The organism is Achromobacter maghribensis, from assembly GCF_057334215.1.
In genome coordinates this window covers 272,405-289,135 of sequence record NZ_JBHFII010000044.1, presented here as the reverse complement: position 1 = coordinate 289,135, position 16,731 = coordinate 272,405, and the positions used below count along the sequence as shown (strand labels likewise).

16 protein-coding genes and 1 pseudogene are annotated in these 16,731 nt (G+C 66.3%); 12 read left to right on the top strand and 5 right to left on the bottom strand.

Features of this window, described 5'->3' with window-relative positions; all coding sequences use genetic code 11:
* Window positions 1-124: pseudogene (locus ACE039_RS19305) on the bottom strand (endonuclease/exonuclease/phosphatase family protein); the annotation flags it as partial.
* A 298-nt stretch (window positions 125-422) separates the two neighbouring features.
* Here ACE039_RS19305 and ACE039_RS19300 point away from each other — a divergent pair.
* The 4 genes from ACE039_RS19300 to ACE039_RS19285 all read left to right on the top strand — a co-directional run bounded on the left by ACE039_RS19300 (window position 423) and on the right by ACE039_RS19285 (window position 5,340).
* Window positions 423-926: an RNA polymerase sigma factor gene (locus ACE039_RS19300; protein WP_485823097.1), complete on the top strand. Its 504-nt coding sequence runs from the start codon at window positions 423-425 to the stop codon at window positions 924-926.
* Window positions 913-1,881 (top strand): FecR family protein, encoded by a 969-nt coding sequence (locus ACE039_RS19295; RefSeq protein WP_485823096.1) that lies wholly within the window; start codon window positions 913-915, stop codon window positions 1,879-1,881. Before ACE039_RS19300 ends, ACE039_RS19295 begins: the two co-directional genes overlap by 14 nt.
* Window positions 1,882-2,047: 166 nt before the next feature.
* On the top strand, window positions 2,048-4,456 hold the full coding sequence (locus tag ACE039_RS19290) for a TonB-dependent receptor (protein ID WP_485823174.1): 2,409 nt from the start codon (window positions 2,048-2,050) through the stop codon (window positions 4,454-4,456).
* A gap of 146 nt (window positions 4,457-4,602) precedes the next feature.
* Window positions 4,603-5,340 carry a ribonuclease activity regulator RraA gene (locus tag ACE039_RS19285; protein ID WP_485823095.1) on the top strand — a complete coding sequence of 246 codons (738 nt, stop codon included), beginning with the start codon at window positions 4,603-4,605 and terminating at the stop codon, window positions 5,338-5,340.
* On the opposite strand, the gene ACE039_RS19280 is transcribed toward ACE039_RS19285, so the two are convergent.
* Window positions 5,334-5,558 carry a YMGG-like glycine zipper-containing protein gene (locus ACE039_RS19280; RefSeq protein ID WP_105559169.1) on the bottom strand — a complete coding sequence of 75 codons (225 nt, stop codon included), beginning with the start codon at window positions 5,556-5,558 and terminating at the stop codon, window positions 5,334-5,336. The two genes, ACE039_RS19285 and ACE039_RS19280, sit on opposite strands and share 7 nt — an antisense overlap.
* 10 nt (window positions 5,559-5,568) lie before the next feature.
* The gene (locus ACE039_RS19275) at window positions 5,569-5,952 is read right to left on the bottom strand and encodes a hypothetical protein (RefSeq protein ID WP_105559170.1); all 384 of its coding nucleotides are present in this window, start codon (window positions 5,950-5,952) and stop codon (window positions 5,569-5,571) included.
* Window positions 5,953-6,159: 207 nt separating this feature from the next.
* Here ACE039_RS19275 and ACE039_RS19270 point away from each other — a divergent pair, with 207 nt between their 5' ends.
* Both ACE039_RS19270 and ACE039_RS19265 read left to right on the top strand, forming a co-directional pair.
* The gene (locus ACE039_RS19270; RefSeq protein WP_485823094.1) at window positions 6,160-6,621 is read left to right on the top strand and encodes a DUF2946 family protein; all 462 of its coding nucleotides are present in this window, start codon (window positions 6,160-6,162) and stop codon (window positions 6,619-6,621) included.
* A gap of 77 nt (window positions 6,622-6,698) precedes the next feature.
* A complete protein-coding gene (locus ACE039_RS19265; RefSeq protein WP_485823093.1) occupies window positions 6,699-8,126 on the top strand; it encodes a PepSY-associated TM helix domain-containing protein in 1,428 nt (475 codons plus the stop codon).
* Here the strand turns inward: ACE039_RS19265 and ACE039_RS19260 are convergent.
* A complete protein-coding gene (locus ACE039_RS19260; protein WP_313465055.1) occupies window positions 8,093-8,761 on the bottom strand; it encodes a GntR family transcriptional regulator in 669 nt (222 codons plus the stop codon). The two genes, ACE039_RS19265 and ACE039_RS19260, sit on opposite strands and share 34 nt — an antisense overlap.
* Before the next feature lie 214 nt (window positions 8,762-8,975).
* Here ACE039_RS19260 and ACE039_RS19255 point away from each other — a divergent pair, with 214 nt between their 5' ends.
* From ACE039_RS19255 to ACE039_RS19245, 3 genes are read left to right on the top strand one after another with little or no spacing between them, the layout of a single operon-like run.
* Window positions 8,976-9,737 carry a LamB/YcsF family protein gene (locus tag ACE039_RS19255; protein WP_485823092.1) on the top strand — a complete coding sequence of 254 codons (762 nt, stop codon included), beginning with the start codon at window positions 8,976-8,978 and terminating at the stop codon, window positions 9,735-9,737.
* Window positions 9,738-9,745: 8 nt separating this feature from the next.
* Complete coding sequence (locus ACE039_RS19250; protein ID WP_485823091.1) at window positions 9,746-11,365, top strand: 5-oxoprolinase subunit B/C family protein; 1,620 nt, start codon at window positions 9,746-9,748, stop codon at window positions 11,363-11,365.
* A 16-nt stretch (window positions 11,366-11,381) separates the two neighbouring features.
* Window positions 11,382-13,124, top strand: coding sequence for an acetyl/propionyl/methylcrotonyl-CoA carboxylase subunit alpha (locus tag ACE039_RS19245; protein WP_485823090.1), 1,743 nt, complete (start codon window positions 11,382-11,384; stop codon window positions 13,122-13,124).
* Window positions 13,125-13,173: 49 nt separating this feature from the next.
* On the opposite strand, the gene ACE039_RS19240 is transcribed toward ACE039_RS19245, so the two are convergent.
* A complete protein-coding gene (locus ACE039_RS19240) occupies window positions 13,174-13,854 on the bottom strand; it encodes a hydrolase (protein WP_448712334.1) in 681 nt (226 codons plus the stop codon).
* Window positions 13,855-14,307: 453 nt separating this feature from the next.
* Here ACE039_RS19240 and ACE039_RS19235 point away from each other — a divergent pair, with 453 nt between their 5' ends.
* The 3 genes from ACE039_RS19235 (at window position 14,308) to ACE039_RS19225 (ending at window position 16,484) form a co-directional block, all read left to right on the top strand.
* Window positions 14,308-14,937 carry a class I SAM-dependent methyltransferase gene (locus ACE039_RS19235; RefSeq protein WP_485823089.1) on the top strand — a complete coding sequence of 210 codons (630 nt, stop codon included), beginning with the start codon at window positions 14,308-14,310 and terminating at the stop codon, window positions 14,935-14,937.
* 204 nt (window positions 14,938-15,141) lie between these two features.
* Window positions 15,142-16,113: a helix-turn-helix transcriptional regulator gene (locus ACE039_RS19230; protein WP_485823088.1), complete on the top strand. Its 972-nt coding sequence runs from the start codon at window positions 15,142-15,144 to the stop codon at window positions 16,111-16,113.
* A 101-nt stretch (window positions 16,114-16,214) separates the two neighbouring features.
* Window positions 16,215-16,484, top strand: a complete 270-nt coding sequence (locus tag ACE039_RS19225; protein ID WP_448712331.1) for an H-NS histone family protein — start codon at window positions 16,215-16,217, stop codon at window positions 16,482-16,484.
* The last annotated feature ends 247 nt before the right edge of the window (window positions 16,485-16,731 follow it).

The following is a 16,731-nucleotide window of genomic DNA, read 5'->3' as shown; positions in this document are numbered from 1 at the left end:
GGCGCCCCAACGCCGCGCGCAGGTCGTGCAGCATGAAGCGCCGGTTGAAACTCGTGAATCCCTTGTGGGTGTTGACGGTAAGTACCGTTAACACCCGAGGGGAATCGTCGGTCGGGGCAGGCATGGACTCTCCGTAGGCGGAAAACCCACATCAGGCGCAATTAGCGTGCCCGGGGTGCCCCGACGCCGCTCGCGAGGGGTGATCGCCCCGATGCCGACGCCGCTGGCGGGGCGCAATGGTGCGGAAAAGCCGGTACATCCGGCAGAATTTTCCGGTGTCTTACGAGTTGCAACAAAGCGGCCGCTGCCGTGCTTTTCTTGTTTGGAGGCCGCGCGGCCACACTGATGTGCCGTTCGCCGCCGCGAACGTGGCAATCGGTAATAAAAAGCATTATCATGCCGCTTCGCCTAGAACTCGCCCCATGTCATCCTCACGGTCCCGTCCACACGGCTTTCTTGCCTATTACGAAGAACTGCTCGCCGTCTGGACCCGTAAGCTGGGGTGCCGCGACGCCGCCCAGGACTTGACCCATGACGCCTTCGTGAAATGCCTGGAGGCCGGTTACGCCCATGTCGAACAGCCGCGCGCCTATCTGCACCAGGCGGCGCGCAATACGGCAATCGACAGCTTTCGCCGGGAAGGCGGGCAGGAGTGGGTGCCGCTTGATACCATAGCGGCCCATCCCAGTGCGCTGGGCGACCCTGTGGCGCAGGCGCGCACGCAGCAATTGGGGCAGGCGCTGGAAACGGCGCTGGCCGAATTGCCGCTCAAGTGCCGCCAGGTCTTCATCTGGCAACGTCTGGAAGGCCTGACCCAGGCCGAGATCGCCGAGCGCATGGGCCTGAGCAAAAACATGGTCGAAAAGTACATGATCCGCACCGCCTTGCATCTGCGCGAACGGCTGGGGGCCTATGCGCCCAGCTAGCGATGCCGCGCGCGCCGAAGCCGCCAAATGGTTCGCCCGGACACGGTCGGGGGAACTGGACGCCGCGGGCCAGGCCGAGTGGCAGGCGTGGCTGGCGGCCGATCCCCGCCATGCCTATGAATACCGCGTGCTGGAATCCATCTGGCAAGCCGCCGCCGAGGTGCCGACGGACCGTCTGCGGGCGCTGGCCGAGCCGCGCCGGCGCGCGCGGTCATCGGGCCGGCGCCAGGTGCTGGCGCTTGGCATGACGGCGCTGGCGGTGGGGGCCGGCGTGCTGTTCTGGCAGCGGCAGCAGCCGCTGGCCGTGCAGACGGCCGAATACCGCACGGCGCCGGGAGAACGGCGAGTGGTGGCGTTGCCGGACGGATCCAGCGCCGAATTGAATAGCCGTACCCATGTGAAGCTGCGGTTCAGCGCCGGCGCAAGGCAGGTCGAACTGCTGGAAGGCGAGGCGCTCTTCTCGGTCGGCAAGGACGCGCGGCGTCCGTTCGTGGTGGATGCCGGCCTGGCCACCGCCACCGTGACGGGCACTCGTTTCGATGTGCGCCGGGATGCGCAGGAAGTGCGCGTCCTGGTCGAATCCGGTTCAGTCCGGGTGGCCGGGCGGCAAGATGACGCTGCCAGTGCGGTCTCGGTCACTCCGGGGCTGGGTGCCCGCGTTACCGCGTCGGGCAAGGTCGAGCCGCCGCAGGCGACGCCCGTGGCGTCGGCGCTGGCGTGGCGTGCGGGGCAGATCGTGTTCAGCGACACCGACCTGGCCAGCGCGGTGCGCGAGGTGTCGCGCTACCGCGCGCAGGCGGTGGTGCTTGGCGGCGACAAAGGCCTGGCCGACCTGCGCCTGACCAGCGTGTTCCGCATCGACGACACCGACGCCTTCCTGACCGCGTTGCCGCACATCCTGCCGGTGACGGTGCGCAAGTTGCCCGACGGACGCGCTGAAGTCGTGGCCCGTTAAGGCGGCGATCCACACGCCTTGAAAAATATTTCGGTCGGGCATTCAGGTTTTTTCCCGCTTTCGCGTCTTCTCTCTTAACGCGGGGCACATCCGGCCAGGGGGCCGGAGACCGCCCGACTCAGGAGAGGATGAAGTGGATCGCAATAAGAACAAGCGCGCGCAGCCGATGGGCGGCCGGATCCGGGCCGTTAGCGCGGCGGTGCTGATCGCCTTGGGGGCGCCTGCCGCGTGGGCCGCGTCGCCCCCGGTTGCGGTGGACGTGCCGGCCCAGCCGCTGGACGGCGCGCTTAAAACGCTGGCGCAGCAGCATGGCCTGCAGATCTTCTACACCCCGCAATCGGTGGCAGGCATCCAGGCGCCGGCCGTGTCCGGCACGATGACGCCCGACCAGGCGCTTGATGCCTTGCTGCGCGGCACGCCGCTGCGTGCCCGCCACGAAGGCAGCGCCATCATTCTTGAACCCGCCGCCGCTGCCGGCGCGGCCGCCCCGACGGTGCTGGCGCCGATCGAAGTCAGCGCCTCGCGCATGGCCAGCAACCTGGTCAGCCCGGTGCAGCAGACCATCGTGCTGGAACGCGACAGCCTCCAGGAACTGCGCACGGGGTCCGACAGCCTGGCAACGGTGCTGTCGAAGGTCGTGCCGGGCATGGCCGATTCCAGCCGCACGATGACCGACTATGGCCAGACATTGCGCGGTCGCGGCATCCTCGTGCTGGTGGACGGCATTCCGCTGAACACCAACCGCGATTCGTCGCGCAACTTGGCCAACATCGACCCGGCCATCATCGAGCGCGTCGAAGTGTTGCGCGGCAGCAGCTCGATCTACGGCGCGGGCGCCACGGGCGGGATCATCTCGATCACCACGCGGCCGGCAGGCGGCGAACCGGTGTCCGAAACCACGCTGACAGCCGTGTCGCCCCTGAGCCGCTTGCGCGCCGATGGGCTGGGCGGCCAATTGCAGCAGCATTTCGCGGGCAGCCAGGGCAAACTCGACTACGCGCTGGATCTGGGCGCGCGCCACAACGGCGCCTCCTACGACGCGCAGGGCCGCCGCATCGCCTCCGAGCCCAGCCAGGGCGACCTGTTCGACTCCAACATCTACAGTCTGGGCGGCAAGCTCGGCTTGCGCATCGACGACGATCAGCGCGTGCAACTGTCGGCCAGCTATTACAACGCCGACCAGGACAGCGATTACGGGTCGGACCCGTCGGTGGCCCGCCTGCCGCCGGGCACGGCGCGCGCCTTGCCGCTGGACGGCCTGGTGCTGGCCGACCAGAACCAGATCCGCAATACGCTCGTGAACCTGGAATACCAGCATCAGAACCTGTGGGGCAGCAAGCTGTCGGCCCAGGTCTATTACCGCGACTACTACACGCGCTTCACGCCGTTCGACGCCCGCGCCGTGGTCACGCGGGGCGGCAACGTGGACCAGGCCATGCAGAATTCCAAGGTGATGGGCAGCCGCCTGACGATCGACACGCCGCTGGGCGATTCCGACAAGACCCGCCTGTTGTGGGGCGCGGACTTCAACCAGGAACGCAGCGACATGCCGATCGACATCTTTGATCCGGCGGCGTTCGACGGCAGTGGCGGCCGCGTATTCCGCAAGACGGGCACGCTGACCTACATGCCGGAACTCACCACCCGCAGCACGGGCATTTTCGGCCAGCTGGAACATCGCTTCAACGACCAATGGTCAGGGCAGGGCGGCGTGCGTTACGAATATTCGTCCGCGCGTTTCAATGACTTCGTGCCGCTGTCGCAGTCGCGGGTGCCGTCGCCGTCGACCGTGCAGGGCGGCACCGTGAACTACGACGCCTTGCTTTTCAATCTGGGCCTGAGCTACGAGCCGGTGCGTGGGCAAGAGTTCTACACGTCGTTCAGCCAGGGCTTCCAGTTGCCCGACATCGGCGTGCAGATGCGCAACGCGCGTCCGGGCTTCGACATCGGCTCGTCGGACCTGGAACCCGTCAAGACCAACAATTACGAGCTGGGCTGGCGCGGCGGCCTGGGCAACACGACGGCGTCGCTGGCCGTGTTCTACACGACCTCGAAACTGGGCGACGTGCAGAGTTTCAACAATGGCCTGATCCTGACCCGCACCAAGGAACGCGTGTACGGCGTGGAAGCGGCCGCCGACTATCTGACGGACGACGAACGCTGGGGCGCGGGCGGCACGTTTACATGGATGAAGGGGCAGGAGCAACCAGAGGGCGGAGAGTGGCGCAACATGACGGGGTATCGCACCCCGCCGGTCAAGGTGACTGGCTACGTGCAATACCGGCCGAACGAGCGCTGGAGCAACCGCCTGCAGGCCAACTACTACGCCAGCAAGGATTACCGCCTGGATGGCGTCGCCAGCTTCGGCCGGCGCGAGGTCAACAGCTATTTCACGGTGGACGTCATGAGCCGCTACCAGTTCACCAAGAAGGACACGGTGACGGTCGGCATCGAAAACCTGTTCAACCGTGAGTACTACCCGCTGTACAGCCAACTGATGCGCAGCGGCACCAACACCAGCCGTCTTCCGGCGGCCGGCACGGTGCTGACGTTGACGTACCAGCACCGCTGGTAAGCGCAAAGGCGGGCGCGCGCGGCACGGCGCATACCGGAACGCTAAGGAAGCAGGTATAAAAAGCGGATTCTGAATCTGCAAAAGCCGTGTTGTATTGCGGTTTGCGCGGGGTCACAATCGAATTCCATTCCAGGAGAACCTGCATCATGACGATTGCACCTCAGCCTTTGGACGCGCGCGTCGTTCAGGCCTTGTCCGGCATCACCACCGCCACCTTGACCACCGTGCTGCTCAAGAAAGGGCTGCGCAACGTGTGGCTGCGCGGGGCGCGGCCGCTGGCGCCGGGTGCCAGGCGGATCGTGGGGCGCGCGTTCACGCTGCGCTTCGTGCCGGCCCGCGAGGATCTGGCCACGCCGGCTTCGTGGGCGTCGCCCATTTCAACGCGGGCCGCGATTGAAGACATGCCCGAAGGCTGCATCGCCGTGGTTGACGCGATGGGCGTGACGGATGCCGGCATCTTCGGCGACATTCTCTGCGCGCGGATGCAGAAGCGCGGCGTGGCCGCGCTGGTGACGGACGGCGTGGTCCGGGACCTGGAAGGCGTCGAGGGCACCGGCCTGCCGGTGTGGTGCAGCGGGGCGGCGGCGCCGCCGTCGGTGGCCGGGCTGACCTTCGTGGGCTGGCAGGAACCCGTCGGTTGCGGCGGCGTCGCGGTATTTCCGAATGATGTGATCGTGCTGGACCGCGACGGCGCGGTGCTGATTCCGGCCGCCATCTTGGACGAAGTCGTGGAAATCGCCATCGAGCAGGAACGGCTGGAAGGCTGGATCATGCAGCAGGTCGAGGCAGGGGAAATGTTGCCCGGGCTGTATCCGCCGAATCAGGAAAACCAGGCCCGTTACCAGGCCTGGCGTGCCAAGCAGGGCGCAATGCCCAATCAGTAGGAGTTGCCGCCGCGGATATTGCCCGCGACGCCACCCGCCACGCCGCCGATGGCGGCTCCCGTCCAGGCGCTGCCGCCAGCAATGGCGGCAATGCCCGCGCCCGCCGCGGCGCCGATGGCCGCGCCCGACACGGTGCCTTGCTGCTTCGGCGACATGTTCGTGCAGGCAGCAAGCGTCCCGATCGCGACGCTGATGACAATCGATCGAATAAGCTTCATGACGGCTCCTTCAAGGCTTGCGCTTGGCGCCGGGGACGACGATCTCGAACCACAGGGTCTCGATCACGGGGCGGTCCAGCTTGGTGGGGTTCGCGGCGTACCAACGGTCCAGGCCGTCGCGCACCGAATCCAGCGTGTGGGATTGCAGACCGGCCGTGAACCGGGGAACCAGCGTCTGGGTGTCGTTCAGCTTGCGCCGTTCCTGGTAGGCGCGTTCGACTTGCAGCAGGTTGGCGATCCCCAACAGGTAGGCTTTCTTATGGCTGGCGTCTGACTCCGTCCATTGCTTACCGGTAATGATGGGCGCTGGGTCGGCGGTCTGGGCGACGCCTGGCGGGGTGAACAGCAGAGACAGCGCAAGGGCTGCCGGGCCTAACAGGTGTTTCACTTTCATCGCAACGCTCCTCGCGGGCTTAAAAGATAAAAAACGACCTTTCGACGCCGTGTTGGGCGGGCAGGGTGGCCCGAGCCCAAAACGGGTCTGCTCAATTTATGCCCGAAAGAAGGCATCCGCAAGCAGAATGCGTGGGCTGTCGGTCGCAAGGCGGCAGGTAGAATTCCAGTTTGGCGCCGGAATCCGCCGGCGCGCTGGATTGGGCCCATGCGCACCGGACTTTCCTGTCGCCCCCCTCGTACCGTGTTGGCCGCCGATGTCGGGCGGCTGTTGCTGCTGCTGTTGCTGGTGGTGCGGGCCTGGGTGCCGGTTGGCTATATGCCGGATATCGACGCGCTGCGGCAAGGCCGGCTGGCGCTGGGGTTTTGCGCGGCAGGGGGTGGCTTGCCGCCGGCGCTGCGCGCGCCGGCCGCCCAGATGGACGCGCACCACGGCCACCACGGTAATCATGGCGGCGACGCGCCCGTCGACCATGGCGCGGCCGGACAGGAATGCCCGTTTGGCCTGAGCGCGCATCAGGTCCTGGATGTGCCGCCGATGATGGCGGTGGCGCCGGTGCTGCTGCGCTGGCTGGCGCAGACGCCTGCACGGGTCGATAGCCCGCGTCCGGCCATGCCGGCCGCCGGCCCGCCACTGGGATCGCGCGCCCCGCCTTCGATACTCGAATGACCCCTGTCGACGTGCGCGCATCGCGCGCATGAAGGCCGCCCGCATTGGGCGGCGTCGTTCGTATTCGGAGGACCCCCATGTCCACGCAAACGCTGGATTCCCGCACCGCGCCCGGGCGTGAACGGACCGCGGGCCGCAGCGCCTTGATGGCCCTGATCACCCGCCTGCATTTCTATATCGGGCTGTTCGTCGGCCCCTTCATCCTGGTGGCGGCCATTACCGGCACGCTATTCGTGCTGACCCCCCAGATCGAAAACCTGCTGTATGCCGACCAACTGCGCACCGCGTCGACAGGACCGGCCCAATCCCTGGCCCGCCAGGTCCAGGCGGCGCAGACGCGTATCGGCCCAGGGCCACGCCTGTTCGCGGTGCGCCCGGCGCCCGGTCCGGGCGACACCACGCGCGTCATGTTCACGCAGCCCGGCCTGGGCGATTCTGAAAGCCGCGCTTTGTTCGTCGACCCCGCCACGCTGGAGATCAAGGGCGACCTGATCGTCTACGGCACCAGCGGCACGCTGCCATTTCGCACCGCGCTGGACTATCTGCACCGCAACCTGATGCTGGGCGAAGTGGGCCGCAACTATAGCGAGCTGGCCGCGTCATGGATGTGGCTTGCCACGCTGGGCGGGCTGGCGATGTGGTGGGCGGCGCGCCGCCGCCACGCGGCCGGGGCGGCACGCAGTCCGCGCCTGCGCACGCGACGCTGGCATGTGTTGCTGGGGTTGTGGCTGGCGGTCGGCCTGCTGTTCCTGTCCGCGACGGGGCTGACCTGGTCGAACTGGGCGGGCGGGCGCGTGGACCAGCTGCGCGCGCAACTCGGCTGGATCACCCCGTCAATTTCGTCGAAGCTGCCCGCCGCGGGGGCGCTGCCCGGGCAGGGCGCAGGCGAGGGCGAACACGCGCATCATCACGGTTCTATGGCCGGCATGACCATGGCGCCCTCGTCCGCCGCGGTGGGCGATATCGACCGCATCCGGCAGACCGCCCGGGCGGGCGGCATCGACAGCGACGCCTTGGAGATTCGTCCACCGCGTGCGGCGGATCAGGCCTGGACGGTGCGGGAGGTGGACCGGTCGTGGCCCACGCAGGTCGACACCATCGCCATCGACCCCGCCACCTACGCCATCACCAGCCGCGCCGATTTCGCCACCTTCCCGTTGATCGCCAAGTTGATCCGCTGGGGCGTGGACATGCACATGGGCATTCTCTTCGGCTGGCCCAACCAATTGCTGATGGCGGCCATCGGCTTGGCGCTGACGACGATGATTGTTCTGGGTTACCGCATGTGGTGGTTGCGTCGCCCGGTGTCGGGCGCATCCGGTCAAACGCTGACGCAAGCGTGGCGTGAGCTGTCGTGGCCGGTGCGGCTTGGGGTGGCGGTCGTGGCGTTGGCGCTGGGGTGGTGCCTGCCGGTAATGGGGGCGAGCCTGCTGGCGTTCCTGGTGGTGGACGCGCTGCGGTCGTGGCGGGCTCAGCCGCCCAAGGCGCTGACGCGGCGCGCATAGCTTGCCAGCACGATGCGCTCGGACTGCGCCAGGTAGTCCTTGAGCGCATCGGCGGCCTTCTGGAATTCGCCGGCCTCGACCCATTCCAGAATCCGCGCATTCATTTCGGCATAGGGCGCATGCAGGAATTCGGGGTCTTGCAGCAGGCCGAACACCAGCCGCAGTTCGGCCAGCAATAGCGAAAACATGGCATTGAGCCGTTCGCTGTCGGCCAGTTCCACAATGGCCATATGGAAGGCCATGTTGGCCGTGCCCACGCCCGGCCAGTCCTGGCTGAGCCGGCAGGCGACGGCATCGTCCACCGCCTGTCGCATGCGCTGGTGCGCCGGGTGATGCGGGTATGCCTGCGCCAGCGCCTGGCATTCGATCATGCGCCGCACGCGATACAAGTCGATGATGGAGGCCATGCTGGGCACCGCCACGGCAACGCCACGGTTGGGCGAATGGGTCAGCAGGCCTTCCTTGGTCAGGTTGCGGAAGGCTTCACGCAGCGTATTGCGCGATACGTCGAGGCTTTGCGTCAGGGTCGCTTCCGACAGGCGCTGGCCGGGCGCGAATTCGCCGTTGATCAACCGGCGGCGGATCTGTTCGGTGACCTTGTCGGTCAGGGTCTGGTGCGCGTGGGAATCGGTCATTGACGGGAAATCTGCATAGGCGGGAGGGCCTTTCCGTGTGAGTGTATCTGAGCGCTTGCAAGATTGCCCCTCACATCCACCTGTTTTGTGCAGACCGAGTGGAAATACTGATAGGCAATGGGCTGTCGTTTGATCTACTATTTATGGATATTGTAGAACAATCCTGTAACAGACGCCCTGCATCCGGCTCTGACGGTCAATAGAGAAGCAAGCGATGGTTAGCATAGATCTGAACAGCGACCTGGGCGAAAGCCTGGGCGCATGGACCATGGGCGACGATGCCGCCATGCTGCGGCTGGTGTCCAGCGCAAACGTGGCCTGCGGCTTCCATGCCGGCGACCCGGCCGGCATCCTTGCCACGCTGAAGGGCGCGGCGGCCAACGGCGTGGCGGTGGGCGCGCACGTGTCCTACCCGGACCTGACCGGGTTCGGACGCCGCAACATGGACGTCGCCAGCGCCGACCTGGTCGCCGACGTTATCTATCAGATTGGCGCGCTGAAAGGGCTGGCCGCCGCGGCCGGCACGCAGGTCAGCTACGTCAAACCGCACGGCGCGCTCTACAACACCATTGCGCACGATGCGCGCCAGGCCAACGACGTCATCACGGCCATGCTTGCGGTGGACCCGTCGCTGGCGTTGGTCGGGCTGGCCGGTTCGCCATTGCTGGCGCTGGCGCGCGAGCGCGGCTTGCGGGTGGTGGCCGAGGCGTTCGCCGACCGGGCCTATACGCCGCAAGGCACGCTGGTGTCGCGCCGGGAAAAAGGCGCGGTGCTGCATGATCCCGAGGTGGTGGCGCAGCGCATGGTGCGCCTGGTGGAAGACGGCCTGGTTGAAGCCATCGACGGTTCGCTGACGCGCGTCGAGGCGGACTCCATCTGCGTGCATGGCGACAGTCCGGGCGCGGTGGACATGGCGCGCGAAGTGCGCCGCCGCCTGGAGCAGGCTGGCGTTACCATTCGCTCGTTTGCCGCCTAGGAGGCCTCGTGCGCTTTTTGCCCGTGAATACCGATGCCTTGCTCGTTGAACTGGACGATCTTGAGCAGACCCTGGCGCTGTTCGATGCGCTGCAGGCCACGCCTATCGCTGGTGTGACCGAGCTGGTGCCGGCGGCGCGTACCGTGCTGGTGGTGTTCCGGCCAGACACCGTGACGCGCGAGGCGCTGATCGCCGATATCGGCGCCCGCGATACCTCGAACCGTGTCGCGCGCGAAGGCAAACTGATCGACATTCCCGTGCATTACAACGGCGAAGACCTGGATGAAGTCGCGGCGCTGCTTGGCATCACGCGCCAGGAAGTGGTGCGCCGGCACACCGGCGGCACCTACAGCGTCGCCTTCACCGGGTTCGCGCCCGGATTTGCCTACCTCAGCGGCGGTGACCCCAGCCTGGACGTGCCCCGTCGCAAGACGCCCCGCACCCGCATTCCCGCAGGCGCGGTGGCGCTGGCCGGTACGTTCAGCGGCGTCTATCCGCAAGCCAGCCCGGGCGGATGGCAGATCCTGGGCGTAACGCCGGTGGCCATGTGGGATCTGTCTCGCGACACGCCGGCGTTGCTCCAGCCCGGCTATCGCGTCCGCTTCATCGACGCTGGCCCCGCGGCCGCTTCGACGGCTGCGCCTTCAGCCGCCGCGCGCGCCACGCCAGCCGCGTCCCGGCCGATCGACGAGGCCAGCGCATCGCTTGAAGTGGTGGCGCCCGGCCTGCAAGCCGTCTTCCAGGACTTGGGCAGGCCCGGGCAGGCACGCCAGGGCGTGGCGGCGTCGGGCGCGATGGACCGGGGCGCGCTGCGCGCCGCCAACCGGCTGGTGGGTAACCCGCCGGGCCAGGCCTGCATCGAAATCGTGTACGGCGGCTTCCAGGTCCGCGCCCGTGGCGCGTGCGTCGCGGCGGTGACGGGCGCCCAAGGCGAGCTTGCGCTACGAGACGCCACGGGAGCCAGTTGGACCGTGCCCAGCCACGAGGCCATCGCCTTGAACGATGGCGACACGCTGACGCTGGGACAGCCCGTGGCGGGAATCCGCTATTACCTGGCCGTGCGCGGCGGCTTCGACGTGGCGCCCGTGCTGGGCAGCTGCTCGACCGATACGCTTGCGCACGTCGGGCCCGACGCCTTGGCTGCGGGCGACCGCATCGGAATCCTGCCCGTGGGGCAGGGCGCCATCGTCGGCGCGCCGGAACTGCCGGCGGCCGACCTGCCAGCCCAAGACACCGAGGTCGTATTGGACGTCGTTTTGGGGCCGCGCACCGACTGGTGCGACGCCGATGCCGTGGCGCTGCTGTCCCGTCAAGCCTGGACCGTCACCTCCCAGTCCAACCGCGTGGGCATCCGCTTGAACGGCGAACGCCCGCTGCAACGTGCCAACCACGCCGAACTGCCCAGCGAGGGCACGCGCAAAGGTTCAATCCAGGTGCCGGCCAGCGGCCAGCCCGTGCTGTTCCTGGCCGACCACCCGTTGACGGGCGGCTACCCGGTGATCGGTTCCGTAGCCCCTTGGCACCTGGACCGCGCGGCCCAGATCCCCATCGGCGCGCGCGTGCGCTTCAATCCCATTTCTGAATTTGTCCCGGTCGACGTCCCTGCTGCACCGGTCGCAACGCCATAACCTGAATATGCCAGCCATGAAGAAAGTCCTGATTGCCAACCGTGGCGAAATCGCGGTGCGCATCATCCGCGCCTGCGCCGACTACGGCGTGAAGTCCGTGGCGGTCTACGCCGACGCCGATTTCGACGCGCTGCACACGCGCATGGCCGACGAAGCATTTGGCCTGGAGGGCGACCGCCCGGCCGACACCTATCTCAACATCGAAAAGCTGTTGGCCGTGGCGCGCCGCAGCGGCGCCGATGCCGTGCATCCCGGCTACGGATTCCTGTCCGAAAGCGCAGTGTTCGCGCGTGCCGTGATCGACGCGGGCCTGAGCTGGATCGGGCCGTCGCCCGACACCATCGAACGGCTGGGCGACAAGGTCCAGGCCCGCAAGATCGCGCTGGCCGTCGGCGCGCCGCTGGTGGCCGGCACGCCCGGCCCGGTCAACGGCGCTGAAGAGGTATTGGCCTTTGCGCAGGAACACGGCCTGCCCATCGCGATCAAGGCAGCGTTTGGCGGCGGCGGTCGCGGCCTGAAAGTCGTCTGGCGCATGGAGGACGTGGCCGATCTGTACGAGTCGGCCGTGCGCGAAGCGGTCACGGCCTTCGGGCGCGGCGAATGCTATGTAGAGCAGTTCCTTGACCATCCTCGCCATGTCGAAGCGCAGGTGCTGGCCGACACGCATGGCAAAGTAGTCGTGCTGGGCACCCGGGACTGCTCCTTGCAACGCCGCAACCAGAAGCTCGTGGAAGAGGCCCCCGCGCCGTTCCTCAGCGACGACCAGCGCCAGCGCATCCACGCGTCGGCGCGCGACATTTGCGCCCATGCCGGCTACGTCGGTGCGGGCACGGTCGAATTCCTGCTTAGCGCGTCGGGCGCCATCTCGTTCCTGGAGGTGAACACGCGCCTTCAGGTGGAGCATCCCGTCACCGAGGAAACCTGCGGCCTGGACCTGGTGGTCGAGCAATTGCGCATCGCCGATGGTCTGCCGCTGGCCATCGATGCGGCCCCCGCGCCACGCGGCCATGCCATCGAGTTCCGCATCAACGCCGAAGACGTGGGCCGCGGCTTTCTGCCGTCGCCGGGCCGCATCGCGACCTTCGCCGCGCCGTCCGGGCCGGGCGTGCGCGTCGACAGCGGCGTGGAATCCGGCTCCACCATTCCGGGCACGTTCGATTCACTATTGGCCAAGCTGATCGTCACCGGCGCCACCCGGGCGCAGGCGATCGCACGGGCCCGCCGTGCACTGGCCGAATTCCGCATCGAAGGCGTGGCCTCGGTGCTGCCGTTTCACCGGGCCGTGCTGGACCATGCCGATTTCATCGGCGACGGTGAAGGCTTCAAGGTGCATACCCGCTGGATCGAGACCGACTTCGCGAATGACCTGGAGGCCGCCGTGCGTCCGGCGCCGCTGGGTAACGCAAGCCTGCACCGCACCGCCGTCGAGATCGATGGCCGCCGCGTGTCGCTGGGCCTGCCCGCCGAGTTGCTGCGCGGCCTGCAATCCGCAGGCGCCGCAGCGGGTCCCGAGGCGGCCGGCATGGCTGGCGCGTCGGCCCCGGCCAGCGCCCACAGCGTGGCGGCGCCCATCGCGGGCACCCTCCAGTCGTGGAACGCCGAAGACGGCGCCACCATCAAGCAAGGCGACCTAATCGCCACGATGGAAGCCATGAAGATGGAAATGCAGGTGCTGGCGCATCGCGACGGCGTGCTCAAGCACCAGGCGGCCGCAGGCAAGGCGGTGGCGGCCGGGGCCGAAATCGCGCGCATCGACTAGGGCGGCTGGGCGCCAGCCGCCCGGCGACGCCCCGGTGTGGATGTTGAAACTACCCGCGCTGGGAGTCCAGCAGTTCCTGGTTCTTCTCGACTTCCTGCGCCTTGGCATAACTCTCGGCCAGCAACTGGTACGACGGGAAGATCGCGCCATACAGTTCGGCCCATTGCGCCGCGTCCTCGCGGTGCCAGGTGCGTTGCAGTTCGGACGCCACGGCGGCGGTGTCCATCGGCACGACGCCGGCTTGAACGACCCGGGCCATGGTGATTTCCTGTGCCATCTTGGAATACGTGCCCGACGCGTCGATCACGGCGAACACCTGGAAGCCTTCGTTCACCGCGGCGATGCTCGGGAACGCCATGCACACGCTGGTGATGGTGCCGGCAATGATCAACTGCTTACGGCCCGTGGCTTTCACGGCCGCCACGAACTCGGGGTTGTCCCACGCATTGATTTCCCCGCGCCGCGCAACGTACCTGGCATGCGGCGCGTTTTGGTGGATTTCCGGAATGAGCGGGCCATTGGGGCCTTGCGGTACGGAGGCCGTGGTGATGACGGGCATCTTGGTCAGCGTGGCCATCTTCGCCAAGGCGCCGGCATGCGAGCGCACCGTCGTGAACGGCATGTCGCCGATCGTCTGGAACAACCCGCTTTGGTGGTCGATCAGCAGCATGGCGGCCTGATCGGGGTCGATGACGGGGCGGGCGCCGTTGAAGTTTGCTGGGGTGCTCATGGAAGGACTCCTTGGAAAATCGAAAAGAGGCAAGTGCCCGGCGGCGAGAGGAGTGCTCATCTGCTGCGCGGATATTTGCTGTCGTTGACGATAGGAGAAGAACGGCGGGCGCGGTAGTACGCGAATTCCGCCAGCAGCGTTCTGAAAATAGGACGGCGTTTGCGACACACCGGCGGGGCGGATTTCAGCGAAGCAGGCCGCGTGGCCGGGCAACGTGGTGCCCGTGGCGGGTGCTGCGAATGACGACGCCGGGCAGGGACTTGCAACGCAAGCTGACAGCGCCGGCCGCCCGCTAAGGAGGCTGGAGGGCCGCGCCGCCGCCATTTGATAAGCCTGCTTACGTCCGGTTGCCAGCCTGGGCCGCCTGGTACAGGTAATGTCTGCGTAGTTCTCCCATGCCGCGTAGCAATACGGCGTGCGCGGGGTTCAAAAATCCGGAGATAAAAGGCACCCATGCATTCCTCGTCGTCGTGCAAGACCGGCACCCGTCACAGCCATCCTTCGTCGTGGCGGATGAGCTGGCTGCAAGAGCGCAAGCAGTTCGTCAAAGCCCTGTTGTCCAACCCCTCTGCCATCGGCGCCGTGTCACCGTCCGGCCCCGCCCTGGCCGCCGCCATTACCGCGGCGGTACCCGCCATGGCGGGAAAAGTCCTGGAATTGGGCTGCGGCACGGGCGTGTTCACCCGCGAACTGCTGCGCAAGGGCGTCCATCCTTCCCGTCTGGTCCTGGTCGAACAGGACTCGGACATGAGTTCAAGCTTGAAGACGCAGTTTCCCGAAGCCGCCGTGCTGCAGGTGTCGGCGCAAGACTTGTCCAGGCATCTGCATCCCGAACTCGATGGGATCGACGCCGCCATCTGTGGCCTGCCGCTGCGGAACATGAGCGGGGCGCATCATCATCAATTGCTGACGGCGGTCTTCGAGGCCCTGCGGCCCGGGGCGGCCATGCACTTCTTCACTTATGGCGTGCGGTGCCCGATATCAAAAAGCGTGCTGGACGCCTGCGGGCTGTCGGCCCGTAGGGAGCGCTTCGTACCGCTGAACCTGCCGCCAGCGTCCGTGTACAGCCTGAACCGGCTGTAGCCTGGAGCGGGGCGTCGCAGAAAAAAGACCTGAGCAACGCCTCTCCCGAAAATGGGGCTGGCGTACGCAACGTCCTGCCCCTAGTCCGTAACGATTCCAAGGTATACCGATTAAAGACGGCCTCCAGCCTTGTAGCGATTTATCGCCCGGTGATAATCTCTGTCGGCCATTATCCGAAAAGCGAAATCATGCAGGGGTTTTGCCATGTCCTTTCAGTCGGTATACATGACGCAGGTCTATTCGGGTTTCGAGCCGTCGCAGGCGTTCGATGTGGTCTACGGCGGCCGCTTCGAACATCGCCTGCTTTCGTCCCGGCAAACCTTGCTGCAACATCAACGTCTGGTGCTTGGCGACATCCGATTGGAAACCGGGTGTTATGACTTTCCCGTGATAGCGCAAGGGTGCATGCCCGAAGACGGTATTTGCATCGGATTCATGGCGGGTGGCGGCGACCAAACGAAAGTCAACACCACGTCGATCGGTGGGGATGAAATACAGATTTATCCAGCAAGCCTGGAACTGCTGTATCACGCGTCCGGCCCATCGCGTTGGGTGAATCTCTTTGTCCCGGAAGCGGTACTCCAATTGGAGGCGACGCGCAGGTTGGGGTTTACGCTGGCGCTGCCGAGGCAGTCGGCGCAGTCCCTGCACCTGACGGTGGGTGGCCGCTACGCATTGACGTGCCTGGCCGATGACGCATTCGATGTGGCCAGACGGGTGCAACCCGCTGGCGGACTGGCCCCCGAACTGGCCGCGGTGATCCGCGAGTCGCTCCTGAACGGCTATATCGACGCGTTAGGCAGCGCGACGCCCGCGCGTGAGGCGGCGCGCTCCCTCGTCGAACGGCGTCATCACCACTTGATTTCCGCCTGCGAGCGTTTGGTCCTTTCGGGCGAAGACGCCGATGTCGCGATGGCCGAGATTGCGCGGCGCAGCGGCTACAGCCTGCGCTCGTTGGAATTGATTTTCCGGCGCAGCGTGGGTATGACACCGGGACGCTGGTTCATGACCGCCCGGCTGAACGGCGCATTGCGCGACCTGCTTACGGACGGCCAGAGTAGCGTGTCCGAGGTTGCGACGAAGTGGGGGTTTCGGCACATGTCGCGGTTTGCCCAGTATTTCAGGCAGGCATTCGGCGAATCGCCACGTGACACGCTGCGGCGCGTTCGTAGCTAACAATAACAAATTGTCCTCCAAAGATTTCGCTTTTCGGATATCGCCAACAATCGCGACCCGTTATTTTTAACGCACGCACCGAACGGCTGAGAGGTGGGTCCATGGAGGAGCATTATCGGCAGGTTAAGGCGCGCATACGCACGCTTGAGGCAGAGGCAGAACGCCTGCGTCGCCAGGAGCTGCAGATCATTCTTGTCGACATGCGGCGCAAGATAAAAGAATATGGAATAAAGCCAGACCATTTGTTTGGCCCCGATCTTTCCGACCTGGTGCGCTATCGCCACCCGGATACCGGCCAGACGTGGAACGGCATCGGCCGTCCGCCAAACTGGATCAGGGGTAAGGATCGCCACGCTTTCAGTGTGGATTGATTGCCCATGCGGGCAACGTGTGTTTTGAAGGCCTCCGTCGGCATTCGCCGAATGTATTTCCGATTCAGCGTGACAAGCAATTCGTGATACCCATGCGCCAGCGTAACGGCGCACCGTTTCGTTTCCATCGCAGTACGGAGGGGCGCGTGAAGCAACAACTGAAAGTTGGATTGACGATAGCCGGTGTCCTTCTTGGCGCCAGCGCGCTGGGCGCCTATGTCGCGGGGGGGAGCCTGACGCCCAAACC